The organism is Pseudoalteromonas sp. B62 (assembly GCF_037162565.1).
Lineage (GTDB): Bacteria > Pseudomonadota > Gammaproteobacteria > Enterobacterales > Alteromonadaceae > Pseudoalteromonas > Pseudoalteromonas fuliginea.
Window position 1 is genome coordinate 2,401,672 of the sequence record NZ_JARLVB010000002.1, and the last position, 22,229, is coordinate 2,423,900.

General features: G+C 41.4%; 10 protein-coding genes, 8 tRNA genes, 3 rRNA genes and 1 pseudogene. 18 read left to right on the top strand and 4 right to left on the bottom strand.

The genetic code is table 11. The features are described from left to right. Positions 1-620: 620 nt before the first annotated feature. A pseudogene (locus P4S71_RS15355) lies at positions 621-2,896 on the top strand (acyl-CoA dehydrogenase). Positions 2,897-3,068: 172 nt separating this feature from the next. Here the strand turns inward: P4S71_RS15355 and P4S71_RS15360 are convergent. The 3 genes from P4S71_RS15360 to cysK all read right to left on the bottom strand — a co-directional run bounded on the left by P4S71_RS15360 (position 3,069) and on the right by cysK (position 6,075). Next, entirely contained in the window at positions 3,069-4,247 is a 1,179-nt protein-coding gene (locus tag P4S71_RS15360) for an IS4 family transposase (protein WP_096792381.1), read from the bottom strand. Between the two features lie 278 nt (positions 4,248-4,525). Next, a complete protein-coding gene (locus tag P4S71_RS15365; RefSeq protein WP_033023777.1) occupies positions 4,526-4,960 on the bottom strand; it encodes a hypothetical protein in 435 nt (144 codons plus the stop codon). Positions 4,961-5,106: 146 nt separating this feature from the next. After that, a complete protein-coding gene (cysK, locus tag P4S71_RS15370; RefSeq protein WP_337150948.1) occupies positions 5,107-6,075 on the bottom strand; it encodes a cysteine synthase A in 969 nt (322 codons plus the stop codon). Between the two features lie 361 nt (positions 6,076-6,436). Between cysK and P4S71_RS15375 the strand changes: the two genes are divergently transcribed. The 12 genes from P4S71_RS15375 (at position 6,437) to P4S71_RS15430 (ending at position 11,896) form a co-directional block, all read left to right on the top strand. Then, positions 6,437-7,588: a dicarboxylate/amino acid:cation symporter gene (locus P4S71_RS15375; RefSeq protein ID WP_182693064.1), complete on the top strand. Its 1,152-nt coding sequence runs from the start codon at positions 6,437-6,439 to the stop codon at positions 7,586-7,588. A gap of 108 nt (positions 7,589-7,696) precedes the next feature. After that, positions 7,697-8,347 carry a UvrY/SirA/GacA family response regulator transcription factor gene (gene uvrY, locus P4S71_RS15380; RefSeq protein ID WP_007377972.1) on the top strand — a complete coding sequence of 217 codons (651 nt, stop codon included), beginning with the start codon at positions 7,697-7,699 and terminating at the stop codon, positions 8,345-8,347. Positions 8,348-8,357: 10 nt separating this feature from the next. Then, on the top strand, positions 8,358-10,181 hold the full coding sequence (gene uvrC, locus P4S71_RS15385; RefSeq protein WP_337150949.1) for an excinuclease ABC subunit UvrC: 1,824 nt from the start codon (positions 8,358-8,360) through the stop codon (positions 10,179-10,181). 42 nt (positions 10,182-10,223) lie between these two features. Further along, positions 10,224-10,769 carry a CDP-diacylglycerol--glycerol-3-phosphate 3-phosphatidyltransferase gene (pgsA, locus tag P4S71_RS15390; protein WP_033016396.1) on the top strand — a complete coding sequence of 182 codons (546 nt, stop codon included), beginning with the start codon at positions 10,224-10,226 and terminating at the stop codon, positions 10,767-10,769. 213 nt (positions 10,770-10,982) lie between these two features. After that, a tRNA-Gly gene (locus P4S71_RS15395) sits at positions 10,983-11,058 on the top strand. Between the two features lie 31 nt (positions 11,059-11,089). Next, positions 11,090-11,163: transfer RNA gene (locus P4S71_RS15400), tRNA-Cys, on the top strand. Between the two features lie 37 nt (positions 11,164-11,200). Further along, a tRNA-Leu gene (locus P4S71_RS15405) sits at positions 11,201-11,287 on the top strand. A 64-nt stretch (positions 11,288-11,351) separates the two neighbouring features. Next, positions 11,352-11,427, top strand: a tRNA-Gly gene (locus tag P4S71_RS15410). 39 nt (positions 11,428-11,466) lie between these two features. After that, positions 11,467-11,553: transfer RNA gene (locus tag P4S71_RS15415), tRNA-Leu, on the top strand. 49 nt (positions 11,554-11,602) lie between these two features. After that, positions 11,603-11,678, top strand: a tRNA-Gly gene (locus P4S71_RS15420). Positions 11,679-11,697: 19 nt separating this feature from the next. Continuing rightward, positions 11,698-11,771: transfer RNA gene (locus P4S71_RS15425), tRNA-Cys, on the top strand. 38 nt (positions 11,772-11,809) lie between these two features. Further along, positions 11,810-11,896 (top strand) — tRNA-Leu (locus tag P4S71_RS15430). A gap of 827 nt (positions 11,897-12,723) precedes the next feature. Here the strand turns inward: P4S71_RS15430 and P4S71_RS15435 are convergent. Continuing rightward, positions 12,724-14,139, bottom strand: a complete 1,416-nt coding sequence (locus P4S71_RS15435) for an alanine/glycine:cation symporter family protein (protein ID WP_337150950.1) — start codon at positions 14,137-14,139, stop codon at positions 12,724-12,726. A 653-nt stretch (positions 14,140-14,792) separates the two neighbouring features. Here P4S71_RS15435 and P4S71_RS15440 point away from each other — a divergent pair. From P4S71_RS15440 to hda, 5 genes are all read left to right on the top strand, one after another. Beyond that, a 16S ribosomal RNA gene (locus tag P4S71_RS15440) occupies positions 14,793-16,328 on the top strand. 298 nt (positions 16,329-16,626) lie between these two features. Beyond that, a 23S ribosomal RNA gene (locus P4S71_RS15445) occupies positions 16,627-19,516 on the top strand. A gap of 211 nt (positions 19,517-19,727) precedes the next feature. Then, positions 19,728-19,842, top strand: a 5S ribosomal RNA gene (rrf, locus tag P4S71_RS15450). Together the 16S, 23S and 5S rRNA genes form the textbook arrangement of a ribosomal RNA operon. 617 nt (positions 19,843-20,459) lie before the next feature. After that, positions 20,460-21,515 carry a DUF2066 domain-containing protein gene (locus tag P4S71_RS15455; RefSeq protein ID WP_033039151.1) on the top strand — a complete coding sequence of 352 codons (1,056 nt, stop codon included), beginning with the start codon at positions 20,460-20,462 and terminating at the stop codon, positions 21,513-21,515. Then, positions 21,515-22,225, top strand: coding sequence for a DnaA regulatory inactivator Hda (hda, locus tag P4S71_RS15460; RefSeq protein WP_007378325.1), 711 nt, complete (start codon positions 21,515-21,517; stop codon positions 22,223-22,225). Before P4S71_RS15455 ends, hda begins: the two co-directional genes overlap by 1 nt. Positions 22,226-22,229 lie beyond the last annotated feature (4 nt).

A 22,229-nucleotide genomic window follows, 5' to 3' on the forward strand; every position in this document is an offset into this window, starting at 1 on the left:
ATTCCAATAAATAGCTGATCTATTTTACTTGCTAAAAACAACCCATTTCTTTGTTGTAAATTTCGCAAAGGGAACAACCATTTACATCAATTTACGCCTAGAACTGAATTATTTTTTCGGCGTAAAATTTAGATCACATACTTAATGGAATTGGTATCGCACTGCACGGTTCAGTTCTTTTTCTGTTTTTTGTTATAAATGCATTTGCATCTTAAGCAGTTACGGCTTTTTAGTTTGTGTTGAATCTCTCGTATCTATGATATTCCTTAATTTATTATTTAACCTGAACTCTGGATAAGAGATTTAGTAACGTATTGAATCATGGTGATATTTAAATTTATTTTCTCTAGCCAGAGGTTTTCAGTGAAAACAAGGCTAATTTACGCGTCAACAGCGGGCCTATTGCAAGTAAATTCAACACAGTTAGCGCTGAAAATAGCTGCTTGAGATAGATTTATTATCCAGAGTCCAGCTTATTTAGCTCAAAGATAATAGTAGTGAATTTTTAAATAATAGAATGAATGCGTTGAGGCAATAGAGTCACTGCGCAAGGATTGTATTTAAACTAAGATGGGTCATAATTGAGCTACTATTTAATTCAATGTGTAAGGAATGTGCGCATGTCAGTATTTATTATTTTACTGGTTGTGGTGGTGGTTATTTTTGCAGTTAAAGATATACGCCTTAATCTGATCAGTAGACCCACGTTTAAAATGTTCAAAAGGTACTTCCGCCGCTATCGCAAACAGAGCGAGAGGCGATGGAAGCAGGTGATGTTTGGTGGGATGGTGAGTTATTTAGTGGTAACCCAGACTGGCAAAAACTGCACCGCTTTCCTAAACCAGAGCTTAGCGATAAAGAAAACGCATTTATGGCTAACCAAGTAGAAACCTTATTGGCGATGCTTGATGATTATCAAATTGTACAAAAAGACAAAGACTTACCAAAAGAAGTGTGGGATTACCTAAAAACAGAAGGTTTTTTTGCACTGATCATTCCTGAAAAATTTGGGGGTCGTGAGTTCTCCGCAATTGCTAATTCAACGATAGTGTCAAAAATTTCGACTAAAAGTCTAACTGCCGCAGTCACTGTTATGGTGCCTAATAGCTTAGGTCCAGGCGAATTGCTTCTTCATTATGGTACTAAAGAGCAGCAAGATCGTTGGCTGCCAAGTTTAGCTAATGGCACAGATGTGCCTTGTTTTGCATTAACGGGCCCAGAGGCGGGTTCTGATGCTGGCAGCATCCCTGATTCAGGCGTGGTGTGTATGGGGGAGCACAATGGCGAGCAAGTAATAGGCCTGCGTTTAAATTGGTCAAAGCGCTACATTACACTTGCACCAGTGGCTACTGTACTAGGCTTAGCGTTTAAAATGTATGATCCAGATGCTTTATTAGGTGATAAAAAAGAGCTGGGTATTACGTGTGCGCTTATACCAACCGATCATCCGGGTGTTGAAACGGGTGAGCGTCATTATCCGCTTAATATGGCCTTTATGAATGGCACAACGTACGGTAAAGATGTATTTATACCACTGGATTGGATTATTGGTGGACAAGAGTGCGCAGGACGTGGTTGGAGAATGCTTGTTGAGTGTTTAAGTGCAGGGCGTGGTATATCGCTACCAGCATTAAGTGCAGCAACCGGGCACTTAGCTTCAAAAATGACATCGGCATACGCCATGGTACGCCAGCAGTTTGGTGTATCTATAGGGCAATTTGAAGGTGTGCAAGAGGCACTTGCGCGTATTGGTGGTTTAACTTACACACTTGAGTCGTGCAGATTAATGACCGCAGGTGCGATTGATTTAAAATTAAGCCCGTCGGTTGTAACAGCGATTGCTAAATACCATATGACTGAAATGGGTCGTACGGTAATGAACGATGCAATGGATATTCATTCAGGTAAAGGAATTCAAGTAGGGCCTAATAACTATTTGGCGCATGGTTATATGGGGATTCCGGTATCAATTACGGTAGAAGGCGCGAATATTTTAACGCGTAATTTAATGATATTTGGCCAAGGTGCAACACGCTGTCATCCATTTGTTTTAAAAGAAATGGAAGCCGCTGCAATGGAAGATGACGACGCAGCACTTGAACAATTTGATGGTTTATTAATGAACCATATAATATTTGCAGCAAGTAATGCAGGTATGGCATTTGTGCATGGCTTAACACGTAGTTATTTTGCTAAAGCGCCTGTAGGTGGTGAAACGGCTGTTTATTATAAGCAACTGAGCAGAATGAGCCGAGGCTTAGCTATTTGCACAGACGTGGCTATGTTAATGCTTGGCGGTGAGCTTAAACGAAAAGAAATGATATCGGCACGTTTGGGTGATGTATTAAGTCATTTGTACTTAGCATCAACTGTTTTAAAACGTTATGAAGACGAAGGGCGCCAACAAGCTGATTTACCATTTGTAAAATATGCAATTGAGAACTCATTATTTGAAATTGGCCAAGCGTTTAATGGCTTCTTTAAAAACTTTTCAAATCCGGTTGTTAATTTTATTCTTAAACGTATCGTGTTCCCGCTTGGAAATCATTACCACAGACCAAGTGATGAAATAGCGCAAAGTATTTGCGAGCGTATGACTCAACCTGGAGTATTTAGAAACCGCTTAACGCATTTATGTTATGTAGATGAAAATGCAGGTACAGGGGTAATGGAAAGTGCATTTTTAGCTATGCATGATATGCAAGCGCAGTTTAAAGACCTAAAACAATGGCAGCGTAAGGGCAGTGTACCTGCAACGCTTGATATTGAAGGCGCTATAAATTATGCACTTGAAAATAAGTTGTTAGAGCAAACGGATGCTGATGCTATGCATCATGCTAATAAGTTACGAATGAAAGCCATTGCAGTTGATAACTTTCAACCAGGTGAGCTGTAGCGCAGTACTTTAAATACTAGGGCGTGTTGACCCTTCGTGGTTGAATTTGCAGCAGGCTGTTTGGTTTTTAGGCAAGGCAGAGCCTATGTAGTGTGGTTATTCCCCATAAATAGGCGATAACGCAGCATAAATGCCAAACATGCGCTGCCCTTTGGGCTGAGGGATCCCCACTTTATCCAGCGGCCTCTTTTTGATAATTAAAAATAAAGTTTTTTAAACTTTTTTCTATATAGCTTTGTGTAATACGTCTCTTACATAGCTTTATGACTTGCTTGGCTAAGGTTAAAAATGAAAGAACTCGGCGATTCTTAACACTATTTGCTTGAAATTTTATATGCCACTTTCTTTTTTCTGCTTCACACCCTATAAACCATAACGCAGTGCTCGCTATTGTGGCTATCAAGCATAATATTCCTATTCTATTTATGCCGGTGCTTTTACTAAAACGCCACGAAAAACCATATCTCAAACTTTTGTCATCGCGGAAATTTTGCTCTATTTGCATTCTTTTACTATATAAACCAACTACTCGCTTACTCGTCATTGTATTGTCTGATGTCGCGAGTAACCATGGCTCTTTCGCTAAGTTTTGATACATTTTTGTATCTTTCGTAAATCTGCTTTTTCCTTTTCTTCCTTTATTTTTTCCATGATATACGTGTAAAAATGCATCGCATGCTGTCGGGCTGGACTGAGTTAGTCTTGCTTGACCTAACGCCTTTGGTATATCGCTGGCACCAGCCCTAAGTTGTTTTAATGTATGCCATTGTGATTGCATGGCTAGTTTACACTTCATTGAGCCTCTTAATCGACCTATCATATGCCAACCAAGTTCGCGTACTTTACTATACCAAGGCGTAAGAAAGCCGCCGTCTGTTACAATATAGACACTAGGATGTCGTCCAAGTACTTCATAAAGTTCATCTAAAAACAGGCTGTTGGTTGCTGGGCTATCAAAATTCTTCTGCTCAACAATCATGTTATAAATCACGATAGAGCGCCCATCCACAAGTAAGCTTGCTCGCAGTAAGTGATAGTCGTGACCACAGGCACCGCTCCAGTCAACGGCAATTGCAAGCATTGGTAAAGAGTCGATAATAGGATGAGCTAATGCTTTATAGATAGCGACCCTTTCATTGTAGAGGTGAGTATTTTTTAAGAAGCGATCAACGCGTTTTATTTTATGTTTTACATCCACAGCGCCAGACAAATTTCTGCCGATTTCAGTTAAGGTAAGTTTATTGCCCGAAATTAATGCATTACTGCAGCTTAGTAATGTTTTTACTCTGGCATTATTGAATGGCGCTAATGCATGTTTAAAGTACTTATGGCAAACTGATGTGTCAGGCATAGCAGTTGTGACTTATGTGGGTTGTGGTGATTTACATAAGATCATAAATTGCTGTGCCTGTCACGTTTTGGGGATTCGTCAGCCCTTTGGGTTCTTTCTAGGGACGATTAACTCTTTGTTGCTCGGTTTTTACTTAGCCCACTAGGTTACAAACCTCGCGCCGCGATTAAATCGCCCCTAGATTGAACAAACTTCAATCCACAAAGATCAACACGCCCTAGCTAAAGCGAAAAAGGCCTTACAAATGTAAGGCCTTTTTTATGTGTAATACATTTATTTTAACGAGCGTACGGGTCGGCAACTATTTTATCTACGTACCATTTTCCTTTTTTACGAAGCATTTTAACACTGCGCATTTCATCAATTTTCCCGCCATTTAGGGTGCCAGTAAAAATCAAATTTATTTTAGCTTTATCACCATATTGTTCTCGTAAACTCATATTTGACATGTCGACTTCAATAACTACCTCATCATATTGCATGTTTATCAAGTTACGAGAGAATTGTTTAGCTGTTCCGTAAGATTTCATTATGCGAGTTAGGTTAGGTGTTGCCATTTTGCTGGCTTTTTGAAGGTCTTTTTGGTTATAAAGTGCATCAAAATAAGCGGTTGCTGTATCACCTGGACTATCGCTAGATATTTTGGCATCGTCGCCGCAACCTACAATAAATAGGCAAGTTATGACACTTAGAATAGTTAGTAGTTTTTTCATTGTTATCATTATTGTTGTTGATTAAGCTTTTTAAAGTGTGTGGCTAAATTATGAATATGTAAAGAGGGAGGCAATATTTAAGGGCTGATCTTTCGATAAATAATAAAAAAGGATGCCATAAGCATCCTTTTTTACACATGTGTAGATTACTGTACTAGCTCTTGTTCACTAAATTCTTCATCAAACATTGGGCTTGATAAGTAACGCTCAGTTGCACTAGGTAGGATAACAACAATATTTTTATCTGAGTTTTCAGGTTTTTCTGCGATACGTTTAGCTGCAACAACCGCTGCACCTGAGGAAATACCCACCAAAATACCTTCTTTTTTCATTAACTGATGCGCCATTGCAATTGCGTCTTCGTTAGATACAAGCTCTGCGCCATCAATTAAGTCCATATCTAAGTTACCAGGAATAAAGCCTGCACCAATACCTTGGATTTTATGAGGGCCTGGTTTAATTTCTTCACCGGCAAGCGTTTGGCTAATAACAGGAGAGTTAGTTGGCTCAACCGCAATAGACTTAACGTTTACACCTTTTTCTGTTTTAAGGAAGCGACTAACACCTGTAATAGTGCCTCCAGTGCCTACACCCGCTACAAAAAAGTCTACTTTGCCGTCAAGCGCATCATAAATCTCAGGACCTGTTGTTTCAAAGTGAATTTTAGGGTTTGCAGGGTTTTCGAATTGCTGTAATAAAATATATTTATCAGGTGCCGTTGCTTGAATTTCTTTTGCTTTTTCAATTGCGCCATTCATACCTTTAGCACCGTCGGTAAGTACTAGATTTGCACCTAATGCTTTTAATAGCTTGCGACGTTCTAGGCTCATGGTATTAGGCATAGTAAGCGTTAACTTATAACCGCGTGCTGCTGCAACAAATGCAAGTGCAATACCGGTGTTACCCGATGTTGGTTCAATAAGTTCCTTACCTTCAACAAGCTGACCTGATTTTTCAGCTTCCCAAATCATTGATGCACCAATACGGCATTTGATGCTAAAGCTAGGATTACGAGATTCAACTTTAGCGTATACATTCCCACCTGTAACACGATTAAGTTTTACTAGCGGCGTATTACCAATACTTAGTGAGTTATCTTCAAAAATAGTAGACATAATGTTCCTTTGGATACAATCTGATCAACGTGTTAATAGCCTTTGCCACTAACTATATAGACACACTTTACTGAGAGTTTAAAAAAACTAAAGTAAAGTTTGGCTATAACATATATCTATTGAGCTTATAACTAAGTGAAATTAAAATCCACAATAGCTGATACTTTAGTTATTAAAGGTGTGTACTAAATTTTTAAAGTAAGTGAGAGATGATTAGTTGAGTAATTTAAGTTAAAAATTAACTTAAAATAAGTGCAATTGATGTTTATTTGTGCAAATGAACTTCACTTGAACAGTTTTATGACACAAGCTAGGTAAAACATGATAAAAACACGTATCTAAATTCAATTAAGCAATCACAATGAAGTTAATCTTAAAATTAATTGCCGGTATTGTGGCCGGTATTTTAGTCGGACTTTACGTACCTATAACGGGTGTTGAACTTTTATTCACAGTAAAAGAGCTGATTGGTCAAATTATCTCCTTTACCATTCCACTTATTATTTTATTTTTTATTGCATCGGGTATTGCAGGCCTACCAAAAGGGTCAGGGCACTTACTTGGCAAAACCGTCGGCTTTGCTTATAGCTCTACAATTATTGCCGGTACACTTGCATTTTTATTAGTAAGTGCTGTTATCCCTTTTTTAAGCGGTGGCATTACATTCGAGGCAGAAGTTGCTACAGAAATTGGCAGCTTTATTGATTTAGAAATTCCACCTCTGATGGGGGTAATGACCGCATTAGTAACTGCTTTTGTATTTGGTATAGGCATGAGCCAATTAGAACTTGATACGCTTAAAAAGGTGTCTGATCAGGGCCGTGATGTGATTGACGGTTTATTATCAAAAGTGATTATCCCTGCTTTACCATTTTACATTGCAGGTGTATTTGCCGAAATGACGGTGGCAGGCACTGTGGTAGATACATTGCAAACATTTGGTGTAGTACTAATTGCAGCGCTTGTTATGCATTGGTTATGGTTAAGCGTTTTATATATAGCGACAGGTATATTGTTAAAACGTAATCCAATCGAATTAGTTAAAAATATGCTACCTGCCTACTTTACAGCGTTAGGTACTATGTCAAGTGCAGCAACGATTCCAGTATCGCTTCAATCAAGTAAAGCAAATAACGTAAAAGAAGATGTAGCAAACTTTACCGTACCACTGTGTGCAACCATTCATTTATCTGGCTCAACTATCACTATAGTAACCTGTGCTATGGCTGTTATGTTTTTATCGCCAAGCATGGAAGTCCCTTCATTAATGGGTATGCTACCGTTTATTATGATGTTAGGTGTAGTAATGATTGCAGCACCAGGTGCTCCAGGTGGCGCAGTTATGTCGGCGCTTGGTCTATTAACAAGCATGCTTGGGTTTAATGAAGGCGCGGTTGCATTAATGATTGCACTTTATTTGGCACAAGATAGCTTTGGTACTGCGTGTAATGTAACGGGTGATGGTATCATTGCGTTATGGGTTGACAGATTTAGCGAAAAATCGTCATCTTAAACTATTAGGGCGAGGCAATAATATTAGTTATTGTTTCGCTTTATGTATGTTACTGTGGCAAATTAATTTAATTAAATTGCATGTTGTTAGGTAAGTGAGGATGTTCCATTGATTAATGTACTTTTAGTTGATGACCATGAACTTGTACGAACAGGCATCAAGCGCATTCTTGATGACGTACGAGGGTTTAAAGTAATTGGCGAAGCTAAAACCGGCGAAGAGGCTGTACAGTTTTGCCGTCAGCATGCGCCAAACATCGTATTAATGGATATGAACATGCCAGGTATGGGCGGATTAGAAGCGACTAAAAAGATTTGTCGTTACTGTCCCGATGTAAAAATTATTGTGCTCACTGTTAATTGCGAAGACCCATTTCCTAGTAAAGTAATGCAAATTGGCGCGCATGGCTTTTTAACTAAAGGTGCAGGTTCTGACGAAATGGTGCGTGCTATTCGCTGTGTTCATGCAGGTCAGCGATACATAGCTCCTGAAATAGCGCAGCAAATAGCGCTAGCGCAAGTGACCGGCCGTACAGATGAAAACCCTTTTCAGAGCTTATCTGAACGTGAGCTGCAAATTATGCTTATGATCACCAAAGGTGAAAAAGCACAAGATATAGCTGAACGTTTGAACCTAAGTTCTAAAACAGTAAATAGCTATCGTTACCGTATGTTTGAAAAGCTTAATGTAGGTGGTGATGTTGAGCTTACCCACTTAGCTATTCGTCATAAAATGATTGATATAGACGTGTCGTACTAACCTATAATTTATGTCTGAATTTGATCACGTACATTTCCTCAAAACGCTATCAAGCGAGCCTGGTGTTTACCGTATGCTTGATAGTGATAGCCAAGTTATTTATGTTGGTAAAGCCAAGCATTTAAAAAAGCGTGTCAGCAGTTACTTTAGAAGTAACATTACCGACAGTAAAACACGCGTTTTAGTGAGTAATATTTGTGATATTGACGTCACACTTACTAATACTGAAACCGAAGCGCTGCTGCTTGAAAATAATCTAATAAAAAAATATCAGCCTCGCTATAACATATTATTACGCGACGATAAGTCGTATCCCTATATTTTACTAACGAGCCATAAACACCCTCGTTTAGCGTTTCATCGTGGTAGTCGTAAAATTAAAGGCGAATACTTTGGGCCATTCCCTAGTGCAGGAGCTGTATCTGAAAGCTTGCGCTTAATGCAAAAAATATTTCCTGTTCGTCAATGTGAAGATGCTTATTACCGCGCAAGAAGTCGCCCGTGTCTGCAATATCAGCTTAAGCGTTGCTCAGCTCCGTGTGTGAATAAAGTTACGGATGATGATTACAGCGAGCAAGTTGACTATGTCCGTAAGTTTTTAACGGGTAAATCTCACGAAGTTATTGCTGATTTAATAAAAAAAATGGAAGCAGCCAGCCTACAATTAAACTTTGAACTGGCGGCAAAAGTTCGCGACCAAATAATGCTACTTCGTAAAATGCAGGAGCAACAGTCTATATCAGGTAATTTTGCTGAAATGGACGTAGTTGGTTTTGCTCATTTAAATGGTTTAAATGGTATTCATTTATTAATGATCCGCGATCATAAAGTACTGGGCAGTAAAACGTATTTTCCTAAAGTACCTAAAGATTCAAGTGAGCAAGAAATCCTAACCTCATTTTTAGGCCAATACTACTTAGCGCCTGGATCAACAGGGCGTATTGCAAAAGAAATCATATTACCGTTTGAAATAGAAGAGAGCGATGCACTCGGCGAAGCACTCACACAAGTAAGTGAGCGCAAAGTAATACTTAAAGTAGTTACCCGTGGTGAGCGTGCTCAATACTTGCAACTGGCCAACAAAAATGCATTAAACAGTATTGCAGTTAAGCAAAGTACCCAAGACTCTATTAATAAACGTTATGCACAATTAAAAGCAACACTGCGACTTGACGATATTACTCGAATGGAGTGTTTTGATATAAGCCACACCATGGGGGAGAACACTGTTGCAAGCTGTGTTGTATTTGACTCACAAGGCCCAAATACAAAAGAGTATAGGCGCTATAATGTAACGGGTATAACCGGTGGTGATGATTATGCTGCAATGGAGTTTGCACTTAATAAGCGTTACAACAAATTAGTAGATGAAGACAAAATTCCAGACGTTATCTTTATTGATGGTGGTAAGGGGCAACTGGGGCGCGCGGAGCAGTACTTTTCTAACTGGCCACATACAAAAATGCCTTTGTTAGTAGGTGTTGCTAAAGGTACTAGCCGTAAGCCTGGCCTTGAAACACTATTGATTGACGGTGGTCGAAAAACTATCCCAATGGATTCTGATGCACCAGCACTGCATTTGATTCAGCATGTACGCGACGAATCTCATCGCTTTGCTATTGCAGGGCATCGTAATAAACGTCAAAAACAACGAACACAATCACTATTAGAAGAAATAAATGGAGTAGGTTCTAAACGTCGCCAAACATTATTAAAATATTTAGGGGGCATGCAGGGAGTAAAAGCTGCTAATATAGAACAGTTAAAGAAAGTTCCTGGGATCAGCCCTGACATGGCTGAGAAGATATTTAACCATTTGCATGACAAGGGCTAGCCCTACATGCGAATATAGAAAAAAAGACATATCCAAGTAGTTATGTGGAATATTCCAAACACACTCACAACATTTAGACTTTTTCTTATCCCCGTTTTTTTGGTGATATTTTATTTGCCTTATAGCTGGGCTTTTTTTGCTGCCGCTTTTATTTTTTGGCTTGCATCAATAACCGATATACTCGACGGTTATTTAGCAAGAAAGCTTGAGCAATCAACTCCTTTTGGTGCTTTTTTAGATCCCGTTGCTGATAAAGTAATGGTATGTGCTGCGCTAGTCGCATTATCTGATCAGTACCAATCAATGTATATGACAATACCCGCTCTTATTATAATAAGTCGTGAAATTATCATATCTGCACTTCGTGAATGGATGGCAGAGCAAGGTAAGCGTGGTAACGTCGCTGTATCAAATATGGGTAAAATAAAGACGGCTGCACAAATGTTAGCCATTATCGGTTTGATTTGGCAATATGATACGTGGATGAACTATTTAAGTTTTGGACTACTGTACATTGCGACCTTTTTAACCTTGAGTTCAATGCTGCAATATTTACGTGCAGCGTGGGGCGAATTGACTAAAAATTAACTCTAAATGTATAATAACGCACCGTTTTAGATAAAAAACAAGCAAACAGTTCAAAACTAGCATTTTTTGTATTGACGCGTTTAATAATCTCTGTAGAATGCGTCCGTGTTGAGAGGGCATAGCCCCCGAGATAAACAAAACGGTAATTAATCAGTTACCTAAATGACTCACATAAGTAATCATGTGATAATTAAAATAACTGACAAATAAAATGCGGTACTAGCTCAGTTGGTAGAGCGCGACCTTGCCAAGGTCGAGGTCACGAGTTCGAGCCTCGTGTACCGCTCCAAGTTTATCTTAAGGTTAATACCCCGTACAGGGGCGGAATGGCAGAGTGGCCATGCACCGGATTGCAAATCCGTCTACCTCGGTTCGACTCCGGGTTCCGCCTCCATTTCAACACTCCACACGCTTTAATTAGCAAACTCGATGCCCGAGTGGTGGAATTGGTAGACACAAGGGATTTAAAATCCCTCGACTAACAAGTCGTGCCGGTTCAAGTCCGGCCTCGGGCACCACTTTGTGGTTTAATTGCATTACCAAGTGTAATTTATAAAATGGTTAATTTAGAATTAATATGATGCGGTACTAGCTCAGTTGGTAGAGCGCGACCTTGCCAAGGTCGAGGTCACGAGTTCGAGCCTCGTGTACCGCTCCATATTAGTTTTATCCACTTGCTTTTAATAGCAAACTCGATGCCCGAGTGGTGGAATTGGTAGACACAAGGGATTTAAAATCCCTCGACTAACAAGTCGTGCCGGTTCAAGTCCGGCCTCGGGCACCACTTTAAATTATTTTACCAAGATGATTTAAAGTTGATAAAACAGTATTTTGCGGTACTAGCTCAGTTGGTAGAGCGCGACCTTGCCAAGGTCGAGGTCACGAGTTCGAGCCTCGTGTACCGCTCCAAATTATTTGGACACATTTAGGCAGAATGGCAGAGTGGCCATGCACCGGATTGCAAATCCGTTTACCCCGGTTCGACTCCGGGTTCCGCCTCCATATAATTTACTCCACACGCTTTAATTAGCAAACTCGATGCCCGAGTGGTGGAATTGGTAGACACAAGGGATTTAAAATCCCTCGACTAACAAGTCGTGCCGGTTCAAGTCCGGCCTCGGGCACCATCTTTATATTAAGCACTCCGCTTAAAAACTATTTAATACACCTTCTAATATATAAAAAATATCCAGCAAGAACCTGATTTATTATTTTTATGTTTTCTATGATTTATATTATCTTGATATGCATAATGTAATATCTCTAAACCCAATCTTATAACGTCTCAAATAAACCAGCCACACAACCCTTAGTGACGCGTGGCACCTAATACTAATTGTGCACTTTGAATTGGGCTAATCGCCATAGGCTTATGATGTCAACCCGTAAAATAGACCGTGAGCTTTAGATAATTTAAAACAGTAAAGCAATTTACATATCTAGAGCAAACAGCCTTGAAAGCAAAGATCACGCACTCATGTACTGATAGCATAAAGTAATACCAATCCGCTTATATATAGGATCTATTTAACGTTAAGAAAATTACGCTAGAACTAGGCAAAAGTTTTTGTATCTGGTTGTTCTAAATAAAAATTTTTTAACGACGTTATAGTGCAATTTAATTTGTTAAATTGCTTAAAGATTTATGCAGGTTGGTATAATTATCGAATTGGTTAGTAATACATGTTCATTGGAAGTTAAAAATCACGGGTAATAGTAAGTCTAGAGTTATGGTGAAAACTCCAAATAGGCAATCAATAAAGCACTTATGCAGAATTATTGGCATTGAACACCTATTTTTTGTAGGTTGTCTTATCTAAGCTGATAATTAGATAATATCTATACAGTACATATCGTCCGTAACTGCTTTTCATTTATAAAGGGTAGAATGACCTAATGTAAGTACTTTTTATTTTAGAACTAAAAAAGCGAGCCGTAGCTCGCTGGTTGTTGTTTATTTCCAGGCCTCAGGATCGACCTCTTTAACAAGTTTAGGGTGCTTACTTTTATCAAAGGTGGGTATTAAGCCCTTTTTGCGTTGTTCGTTGTAATCTTTAGAGAGCCATACAACAACACCTGAAAGCATAAATAGCGCTATAACGTTTACAATGGCCATTAAACCCATTGATATATCTGCCAGCGTCCAAATTAAACCAAGCTCACCAACAGCACCAAACATCACCATACCTAAAACCACCAGTCTAAAGATAAACATACCTTTATTAGAGTTGTGCTCTAAAAACATTAAATTTGTTTCAGCGTAAGAGTAATTAGCCACAATAGAAGTAAAAGCAAAAAACAATATAGCAATAGCAATAAAGTAAGTACCCCAATCGCCGACATGTTCTTGTAATGCTGCTTGTGTAAGTTCAATCCCCATGACACCAGATTCAGGTACTAATTGCTGAGATAGTAATATAAGAGAAGCAGTCGCTGTACAAATAACAATAGTATCGATAAATACACCTAACATTTGCACATAACCTTGTGATGCAGGATGAGGAGGGTAAGGCGTCGCAGTAGCTGCGGCGTTAGCTGCACTACCCATACCGGCTTCGTTTGAGAATAAGCCACGCTTTATACCTTGGATCATCGCTTGTGTGACACCGTATCCAATAGCACCAGCACCAGCTTGTTCAATACCAAAAGCACTTTTTATGATAAGCACTAGCACATCTGGTAGAGCAGTAAAGTTAGTGGCGCATACATAAAGAGCAACCAGCAGGTAAGCTAATGCCATAAATGGCACAACCATTTCAGCAAAACGTGAAATGGTTTTTAGGCCACCAAAAATAATGATGCCAGAACCAATAACCAAGAAAATGCCTACTATATACTTAGGTACATCAAACGCGACTTCAAATGCTGCAGCAATAGAGTTCGACTGTACGGCGTTAAATACTAAACCAAAGGCTAAAATTAAACATAACGAAAATAAAACGCCCATCCAGCGTTTACCTAAACCATTTTGCATATAATAAGCAGGGCCACCTCTAAAATTGCCTTCGGCGTCTTTTGTTTTATAAGCTTGTGCTAAGGTACTCTCGGCAAAGCTTGTAGCCATACCAATTAAGGCTATAGTCCACATCCAAAAAATAGCACCTGGGCCACCCAAATATAAAGCAACAGCAACGCCAGCCATGTTACCCGTGCCAACACGTGCAGCTAATGAAGTACAAAAAGCCTGAAAAGATGAAATTTCGTTGTCGGCACATTTACGAGAGCCAAACATAACTTTGAACATATGTGGAAATTGCACAAATTGAATAAAGCCTAGTCGAAAAGTAAAGAAGAGGCCCGCTGCTATTAATAAGTAGACGAGAACTTGCCCCCATAGAAGGGCACTTATATTATTTATTATGTCTGTCATGGATACTGCCTAAATACATGAGTTAAAAAAAGTGACCGCAACTTATCACATCAAGATAAAAGTGTTTAGTTTTAAAGTTCAAAAACAGAGTTATCAACAGGCTTTTGTGGGTAACTTGTGCTTATCATGTGCGCTTGCTGGGGCTTAATTTTAATTACTATTTTATGAAAATAACGCTTGCGTAAAATCCGCCGCTCCCTATAATGCGACCCCACTGAGACGGGAAAGGCCAACGCATAGCGAGGCAGGAACTACTTAGAGAGTTAAATAAAACTTCGGTTTTAAATCTTCTAAAAAGAAAGTTTAAAACAAAGTATTGACTCGAAAAATAAAGGGTGTATTATTCGCATCCCTTGAGACGCTAAAGCGACTCAAAACGTTCTTTAACAATATAAAGCAATCATCTGTGTGGGCACTCGTACAGATTGAGTTCTAACAGCCAAACTACTTATTCTTTATGGGTAATTAGCGAGGCAAACAAATTAGAGTCTCAATTGAAAACTGAGTGACCATATGTTATTAAAAGATTCAGCCTTGAGCTGTTTTGATTTCACTTTTTTAAAAGTGAAAATAATAACGCACAGTCAATTCGTTTTTGGCAACAAAAACAAAAATTCAGAATTCATTGAGCTGTCGAAAGACATAAAACTTTTTAATTGAAGAGTTTGATCATGGCTCAGATTGAACGCTGGCGGCAGGCCTAACACATGCAAGTCGAGCGGTAACAGAGAGTAGCTTGCTACTTTGCTGACGAGCGGCGGACGGGTGAGTAATGCTTGGGAACATGCCTTGAGGTGGGGGACAACAGTTGGAAACGACTGCTAATACCGCATAATGTCTACGGACCAAAGGGGGCTTCGGCTCTCGCCTTTAGATTGGCCCAAGTGGGATTAGCTAGTTGGTGAGGTAATGGCTCACCAAGGCGACGATCCCTAGCTGGTTTGAGAGGATGATCAGCCACACTGGGACTGAGACACGGCCCAGACTCCTACGGGAGGCAGCAGTGGGGAATATTGCACAATGGGCGCAAGCCTGATGCAGCCATGCCGCGTGTGTGAAGAAGGCCTTCGGGTTGTAAAGCACTTTCAGTCAGGAGGAAAGGTTAGTAGTTAATACCTGCTAGCTGTGACGTTACTGACAGAAGAAGCACCGGCTAACTCCGTGCCAGCAGCCGCGGTAATACGGAGGGTGCGAGCGTTAATCGGAATTACTGGGCGTAAAGCGTACGCAGGCGGTTTGTTAAGCGAGATGTGAAAGCCCCGGGCTCAACCTGGGAACTGCATTTCGAACTGGCAAACTAGAGTGTGATAGAGGGTGGTAGAATTTCAGGTGTAGCGGTGAAATGCGTAGAGATCTGAAGGAATACCGATGGCGAAGGCAGCCACCTGGGTCAACACTGACGCTCATGTACGAAAGCGTGGGGAGCAAACGGGATTAGATACCCCGGTAGTCCACGCCGTAAACGATGTCTACTAGAAGCTCGGAGCCTCGGTTCTGTTTTTCAAAGCTAACGCATTAAGTAGACCGCCTGGGGAGTACGGCCGCAAGGTTAAAACTCAAATGAATTGACGGGGGCCCGCACAAGCGGTGGAGCATGTGGTTTAATTCGATGCAACGCGAAGAACCTTACCTACACTTGACATACAGAGAACTTACTAGAGATAGTTTGGTGCCTTCGGGAACTCTGATACAGGTGCTGCATGGCTGTCGTCAGCTCGTGTTGTGAGATGTTGGGTTAAGTCCCGCAACGAGCGCAACCCCTATCCTTAGTTGCTAGCAGGTAATGCTGAGAACTCTAAGGAGACTGCCGGTGATAAACCGGAGGAAGGTGGGGACGACGTCAAGTCATCATGGCCCTTACGTGTAGGGCTACACACGTGCTACAATGGCGCATACAGAGTGCTGCGAACCTGCGAAGGTAAGCGAATCACTTAAAGTGCGTCGTAGTCCGGATTGGAGTCTGCAACTCGACTCCATGAAGTCGGAATCGCTAGTAATCGCGTATCAGAATGACGCGGTGAATACGTTCCCGGGCCTTGTACACACCGCCCGTCACACCATGGGAGTGGGTTGCTCCAGAAGTAGATAGTCTAACCCTCGGGAGGACGTTTACCACGGAGTGATTCATGACTGGGGTGAAGTCGTAACAAGGTAGCCCTAGGGGAACCTGGGGCTGGATCACCTCCTTATACGATTTAGAACTTATTTGTTCGTAGTGTCCACACAGATGATTGTTAATTAGTGCTTGTCCTTCGGGATAACTAATTAATATGCTCTTTAAAAATTTGGAAAAGCTGATAATAAAATTCTGATGAATACATTGTATTTATCAAGAGTTTTCAAAAGTAAAAAAACAATGGTAGCAGTACCATTGAGTGCCATTTAGTTAACTCTTATGAGTTGATTGATTGGTATCTACTTTAGTATTCAATATTGACTTCTGGCGAAGTTAAACTGTCACAAAACAAAGACCCGTTTGGGTTGTATGGTTAAGTGACTAAGCGTACACGGTGGATGCCTTGGCAGTTGGAGGCGATGAAGGACGTATTAACTTGCGATAAGCCTAGTCAAGCTAGTAAAAAGCGCTTGAGACTAGGATTTCCGAATGGGGAAACCCACCTGCTTGCAGGTATCGTTAACTGAATACATAGGTTAACGAGGCGAACGCGGAGAACTGAAACATCTAAGTACCCGTAGGAAAAGAAATCAACCGAGATTCCGAAAGTAGCGGCGAGCGAAATCGGAACAGCCCTTAAGCTTATTATGTGTTAATGGAAGGCTCTGGAAAGTGCCACGATACAGGGTGATAGTCCCGTACATGAAAAGACATTTTAAGTGAAATCGAGTAGGTCGGAGCACGTGAAACTTTGACTGAATATAGGTGGACCATCATCTAAGGCTAAATACTCCCAACTGACCGATAGTGAACCAGTACCGTGAGGGAAAGGCGAAAAGAACCCCTGTGAGGGGAGTGAAATAGAACCTGAAACCGTGTACGTACAAGCAGTAGGAGCCCACTTGTTGGGTGACTGCGTACCTTTTGTATAATGGGTCAGCGACTTATATTTTGTAGCGAGGTTAACCGAATAGGGTAGCCGTAGGGAAACCGAGTCTTAACTGGGCGAATAGTTGCAAGGTATAGACCCGAAACCCGGTGATCTAGCCATGGGCAGGTTGAAGGTTGAGTAACATCAACTGGAGGACCGAACCCACTAACGTTGAAAAGTTAGGGGATGACCTGTGGCTAGGAGTGAAAGGCTAATCAAACCGGGAGATAGCTGGTTCTCCCCGAAATCTATTTAGGTAGAGCCTCGGACGAATACTTACGGGGGTAGAGCACTGTTAAGGCTAGGGGGTCATCCCGACTTACCAACCCTTTGCAAACTCCGAATACCGTAAAGTAATATCCGGGAGACACACGGCGGGTGCTAACGTCCGTCGTGAAGAGGGAAACAACCCAGACCGCCAGCTAAGGTCCCAAAGTCATAGTTAAGTGGGAAACGATGTGGAAAGGCCCAGACAGCCAGGAGGTTGGCTTAGAAGCAGCCATCCTTTAAAGAAAGCGTAATAGCTCACTGGTCGAGTCGGTCTGCGCGGAAGATGTAACGGGGCTAAACTATGCACCGAAGCTGCGGATTCAGAATTTATTCTGAGTGGTAGGGGAGCGTTCTGTAAGCGGTTGAAGGTGTACCGGGAGGTATGCTGGACGTATCAGAAGTGCGAATGCTGACATGAGTAACGATAATGGGAGTGAAAAACTCCCACGCCGGAAGACCAAGGGTTCCTATCCCATGTTAATCAGGGTAGGGTAAGTCGACCCCTAAGGCGAGGCCGAAAGGCGTAGTCGATGGGAAACAGATTAATATTTCTGTACTCGATATAATTGCGATGGGGGGACGGAGCAGGCTAAGCAAGCATAGCGTTGGTAGTCTATGTGAAAGTGAGTAGGGCGTTTGTTTAGGTAAATCCGGACGAACACTAAACCTGAGACACGAGACGAGTCACTACGGTGATGAAGTTGCTGATGCCATACTTCCAGGAAAAGCCTCTAAGCTTCAGATTATATGGAATCGTACCCCAAACCGACACAGGTGGTCAGGTAGAGAATACTAAGGCGCTTGAGAGAACTCGGGTGAAGGAACTAGGCAAAATCGTACCGTAACTTCGGGAGAAGGTACGCTCCTATCTGTGATGAGACTTGCTCTCTAAGCGGACGGGAGCCGCAGTGACCAGGTGGCTGGGACTGTTTATTAAAAACACAGCACTGTGCAAAATCGCAAGATGACGTATACGGTGTGACACCTGCCCGGTGCCGGAAGGTTAATTGATGGGGTTATCCTTAGGGAGAAGCTCTTGATCGAAGCCCCGGTAAACGGCGGCCGTAACTATAACGGTCCTAAGGTAGCGAAATTCCTTGTCGGGTAAGTTCCGACCTGCACGAATGGTGTAACCATGGCCACGCTGTCTCCACCCGAGACTCAGTGAAATTGAAATCGCAGTGAAGATGCTGTGTACCCGCGGCTAGACGGAAAGACCCCGTGAACCTTTACTACAGCTTGGCACTGAACATTGAACCTACATGTGTAGGATAGGTGGGAGACTTTGAAGATGAGACGCTAGTTTTGTTGGAGTCAACCTTGAAATACCACCCTTGTAGTTTTGATGTTCTAACGTTGGCCCCTGAATCGGGGTTACGGACAGTGCCTGGTGGGTAGTTTGACTGGGGCGGTCTCCTCCTAAAGAGTAACGGAGGAGCACGAAGGTTGGCTAAGTACGGTCGGACATCGTACGGTTAGTGTAATGGTAGAAGCCAGCTTAACTGCGAGACAGACACGTCGAGCAGGTACGAAAGTAGGTCATAGTGATCCGGTGGTTCTGAATGGAAGGGCCATCGCTCAACGGATAAAAGGTACTCCGGGGATAACAGGCTGATACCGCCCAAGAGTTCATATCGACGGCGGTGTTTGGCACCTCGATGTCGGCTCATCACATCCTGGGGCTGAAGTCGGTCCCAAGGGTATGGCTGTTCGCCATTTAAAGTGGTACGCGAGCTGGGTTTAGAACGTCGTGAGACAGTTCGGTCCCTATCTGCCGTGGGCGTTTGAGAATTGAGAGGGGTTGCTCCTAGTACGAGAGGACCGGAGTGAACGAACCGCTGGTGTTCGGGTTGTCATGCCAATGGCATTGCCCGGTAGCTACGTTCGGAACTGATAAGCGCTGAAAGCATCTAAGCGCGAAGCAGGCCTCGAGATGAGTTCTCACTAGACTTTTAAAGTCTCTGAAGGGCCGTTGAAGACTACAACGTTGATAGGCAAGATGTGGAAGTGGTGTGAGCCATTAAGCTAACTTGTACTAATTACCCGTGAGGCTTAACCATACAACGCCAAACGCGTTTTATGTGATAGTGAAACACGCGAAGAAGTTAATATGACTAAAGTAGATATTACTTAGAAAGACTTAAAAAATATTATCAGATATTTTCCAAATTCAAGAGGTGACTCTTAGCGCGTAGCGTTAAAGTTTAGGCACCTTGCGCAAAGAAAATGGTAGCACTACGTGCTTGTCATTAATTCTTTGCACCATATTTGCTTGGTGACAATAGCGTTTTGGACCCACCTGACTCCATGCCGAACTCAGTAGTGAAACGAAACAGCGCCGATGATAGTGTAGCATTTGCTATGTGAAAGTAGGACATTACCAGGCTTCAAATTGTAGAGAGCCCGACTAGAAATAGTCGGGTTTTTTTACGTCTGCAGAAAAGTAAAATACGCGTAATTAATATACACTCACATCAACACCTATCACGTAGGTCGGGCGAGCGTAGCGACTCCCGACGCAAAGATAGTGTAGCTGTAGCATTTGCTATGTGAAAGTAGGACATTACCAGGCTTCAAATTGTAGAGAGCCCGACTAGAAATAGTCGGTTTTTTTTACGTCTGCAGAAAAGTAAAATACGCGTAATTAATATACACTCACATCAACACCTATCACGTAGGTCGGGCGAGCGTAGCGACTCCCGACGCAAAGATAGTGTAGCATTTCACTGTGGCTCTCTACCGCTGTGGGCACTACGACATCCTACTGCGTAGCGCACCGACCTCAAATTGTAGAAAGCCCGAATCTAACGATTCGGGCTTTTTTACGTCTGCAATAAAGTTAAGGGTAGGTGAATAGCGTACTACGCACTTATTTATATTTAATCTTTTTTACTTTCTACAAAAGCCAATTACTTTCATTTCCTTAGATAACAAATTTAATTTTGCTTTGTTACTGTCTTTGATTTAGGATCAAATCAGTTTAAAACCAAGAACTAATAGCCTGTGTATAGATTATTAATTAGTGCCATATCCATTTTATTTTGTTTTTCTGTAACGGCAGTTGAAGTAACTGATCTATATCAAGATATTTTAAAAGTGGATGATAAAACACGAGATACTCGATTAGCGGCGAGTCGCAAAGCTTTACTCAATGTCTTAGTGAAAGTAAGCGGTGATGAAACTGCGGATCAAAATAAATTAGCACAGCAACGCACTAAAGATATTTCTGATTATATGCTTAAGTTTGAATATGACGAGAGAGCAAATGGACAATTGAAACTCGTTGTTAAATTTGAAGCTCGAAAGATCAACGCGCTAATCAAAGAATTAAACTTACCTTTATGGGGAGTGCAGCGCCCATTAGTTGCAATATGGTTAGGTATTGAAGACAACTGGCGCAGAGAATTAGTAACACAAGAAAGTTACCCGCAGCTAGAGCAGTTAATTTATGACAAGGCAGGACGCCGGGGGCTACCCGTTGTAGTGCCATTACTTGATTTACAAGATAGACGTTTAGTAGGTATCCCTGAAGTATGGGGTAACTTTTCAGAACCAGTAGAAGAGGCTTCTAAACGCTACAGTGCTGAGCGAAGTATTACGGCAAGAATGTATAAAGAAGCGGATAGCGAAAATTGGATTTTAGATTGGCGTTTTACAAATGATGATTTATTTGATTCAAATAGATTAACGGGTGATAAGCAGCAAATAGTAAGCCAAATGATCGATACCTTAGCACGAGGTCTTGCAAGCGAGTACGCTATTGATCCAAATGCTTATTATGAACAAGCTACTGCTATGCTTACGCTAAAGGGCACGCAAAGTTTTATTGATGTTGAATTAGCAAAACGAAGGTTATTGAGTTTAAGCGTTGTTACTCAAGTTAAAATTGTGCGTAAAACACCGGAGTTTGTAGAGTTTAAGCTAAACCATACTGGTAACCTAAGCGATCTTAAAAAAGGATTAGGGTTAGACTCCTCATTTAAAGATTATGAGGATCCACGCGCTTTTTATCATGTTGTTGATAAAAATAGCTTAGAGTATCAATGGATAACGCCATAATGCTAACTTCTGAGCCGATGCAAATGGCATTACCGGTTACTTTACCGGATGACGAAACATTTGCATCGTACTTTGGTGGAGAAGATTCGTTAGAAGTTAACCATTTGAAAGATAGTTTTTCGAAGTTAGCAAAAACGTTTCAGTATACCTATTTATGTGGATTAGGTGACTCGGGTAAGTCTCACCTTTTGTATGCGACCTGCATTAAAGCTCAAGAGCGTGGCCTGTCTAATATGCTACTGTCTATGCGCGAAGTGATTGATTTTGGACCTATGGTACTAGACGGTTTAGAAGCGCTTGATGTTTTATGTATTGATGACGTGCATTTAGTTGCAGGGAATGATGCATGGGAAAAAGCACTATTTAACTTTTTTAACCGGTTTAACGAACCCGGTAAGATGTTAGTAGTAACTGCCGATTTACTTCCTAGCATGCTTAATATTACGTTGCCAGATTTAGAGTCTCGCTTAACGTGGGGAACAACCTTTCAAATTCGCTCTATGAGTGATGACGATAAAGCACAAGCACTTGTTAAGCGCGCCCATATGCGCGGCCTTGAATTAAGTGATGAATGTGCACGTTTTTTATTAACGCGTTTAAGCCGTGATATGCGTGCTTTGCTCGATGTACTCGACAAATTAGATCATGCGTCAATGGCTGCACAGAGAAAATTAACAATTCCTTTTATAAAATCAACGTTAAAGCTGTAGTAGG

Excerpts from the sequence above, each read along its gene's own strand:
- P4S71_RS15360 (WP_096792381.1), bottom strand. The coding sequence starts at position 4,247 with ATGCCTGACACATCAGTTTGCCATAAGTACTTTAAACATGCATTAGCG.
- P4S71_RS15365 (WP_033023777.1), bottom strand. The coding sequence starts at position 4,960 with ATGAAAAAACTACTAACTATTCTAAGTGTCATAACTTGCCTATTTATT.
- cysK (WP_337150948.1), bottom strand. The coding sequence starts at position 6,075 with ATGTCTACTATTTTTGAAGATAACTCACTAAGTATTGGTAATACGCCG.
- P4S71_RS15375 (WP_182693064.1), top strand. The coding sequence starts at position 6,437 with ATGAAGTTAATCTTAAAATTAATTGCCGGTATTGTGGCCGGTATTTTA.
- uvrC (WP_337150949.1), top strand. The coding sequence starts at position 8,358 with ATGTCTGAATTTGATCACGTACATTTCCTCAAAACGCTATCAAGCGAG.
- pgsA (WP_033016396.1), top strand. The coding sequence starts at position 10,224 with ATGTGGAATATTCCAAACACACTCACAACATTTAGACTTTTTCTTATC.
- P4S71_RS15435 (WP_337150950.1), bottom strand. The coding sequence starts at position 14,139 with ATGACAGACATAATAAATAATATAAGTGCCCTTCTATGGGGGCAAGTT.
- hda (WP_007378325.1), top strand. The coding sequence starts at position 21,515 with ATGCTAACTTCTGAGCCGATGCAAATGGCATTACCGGTTACTTTACCG.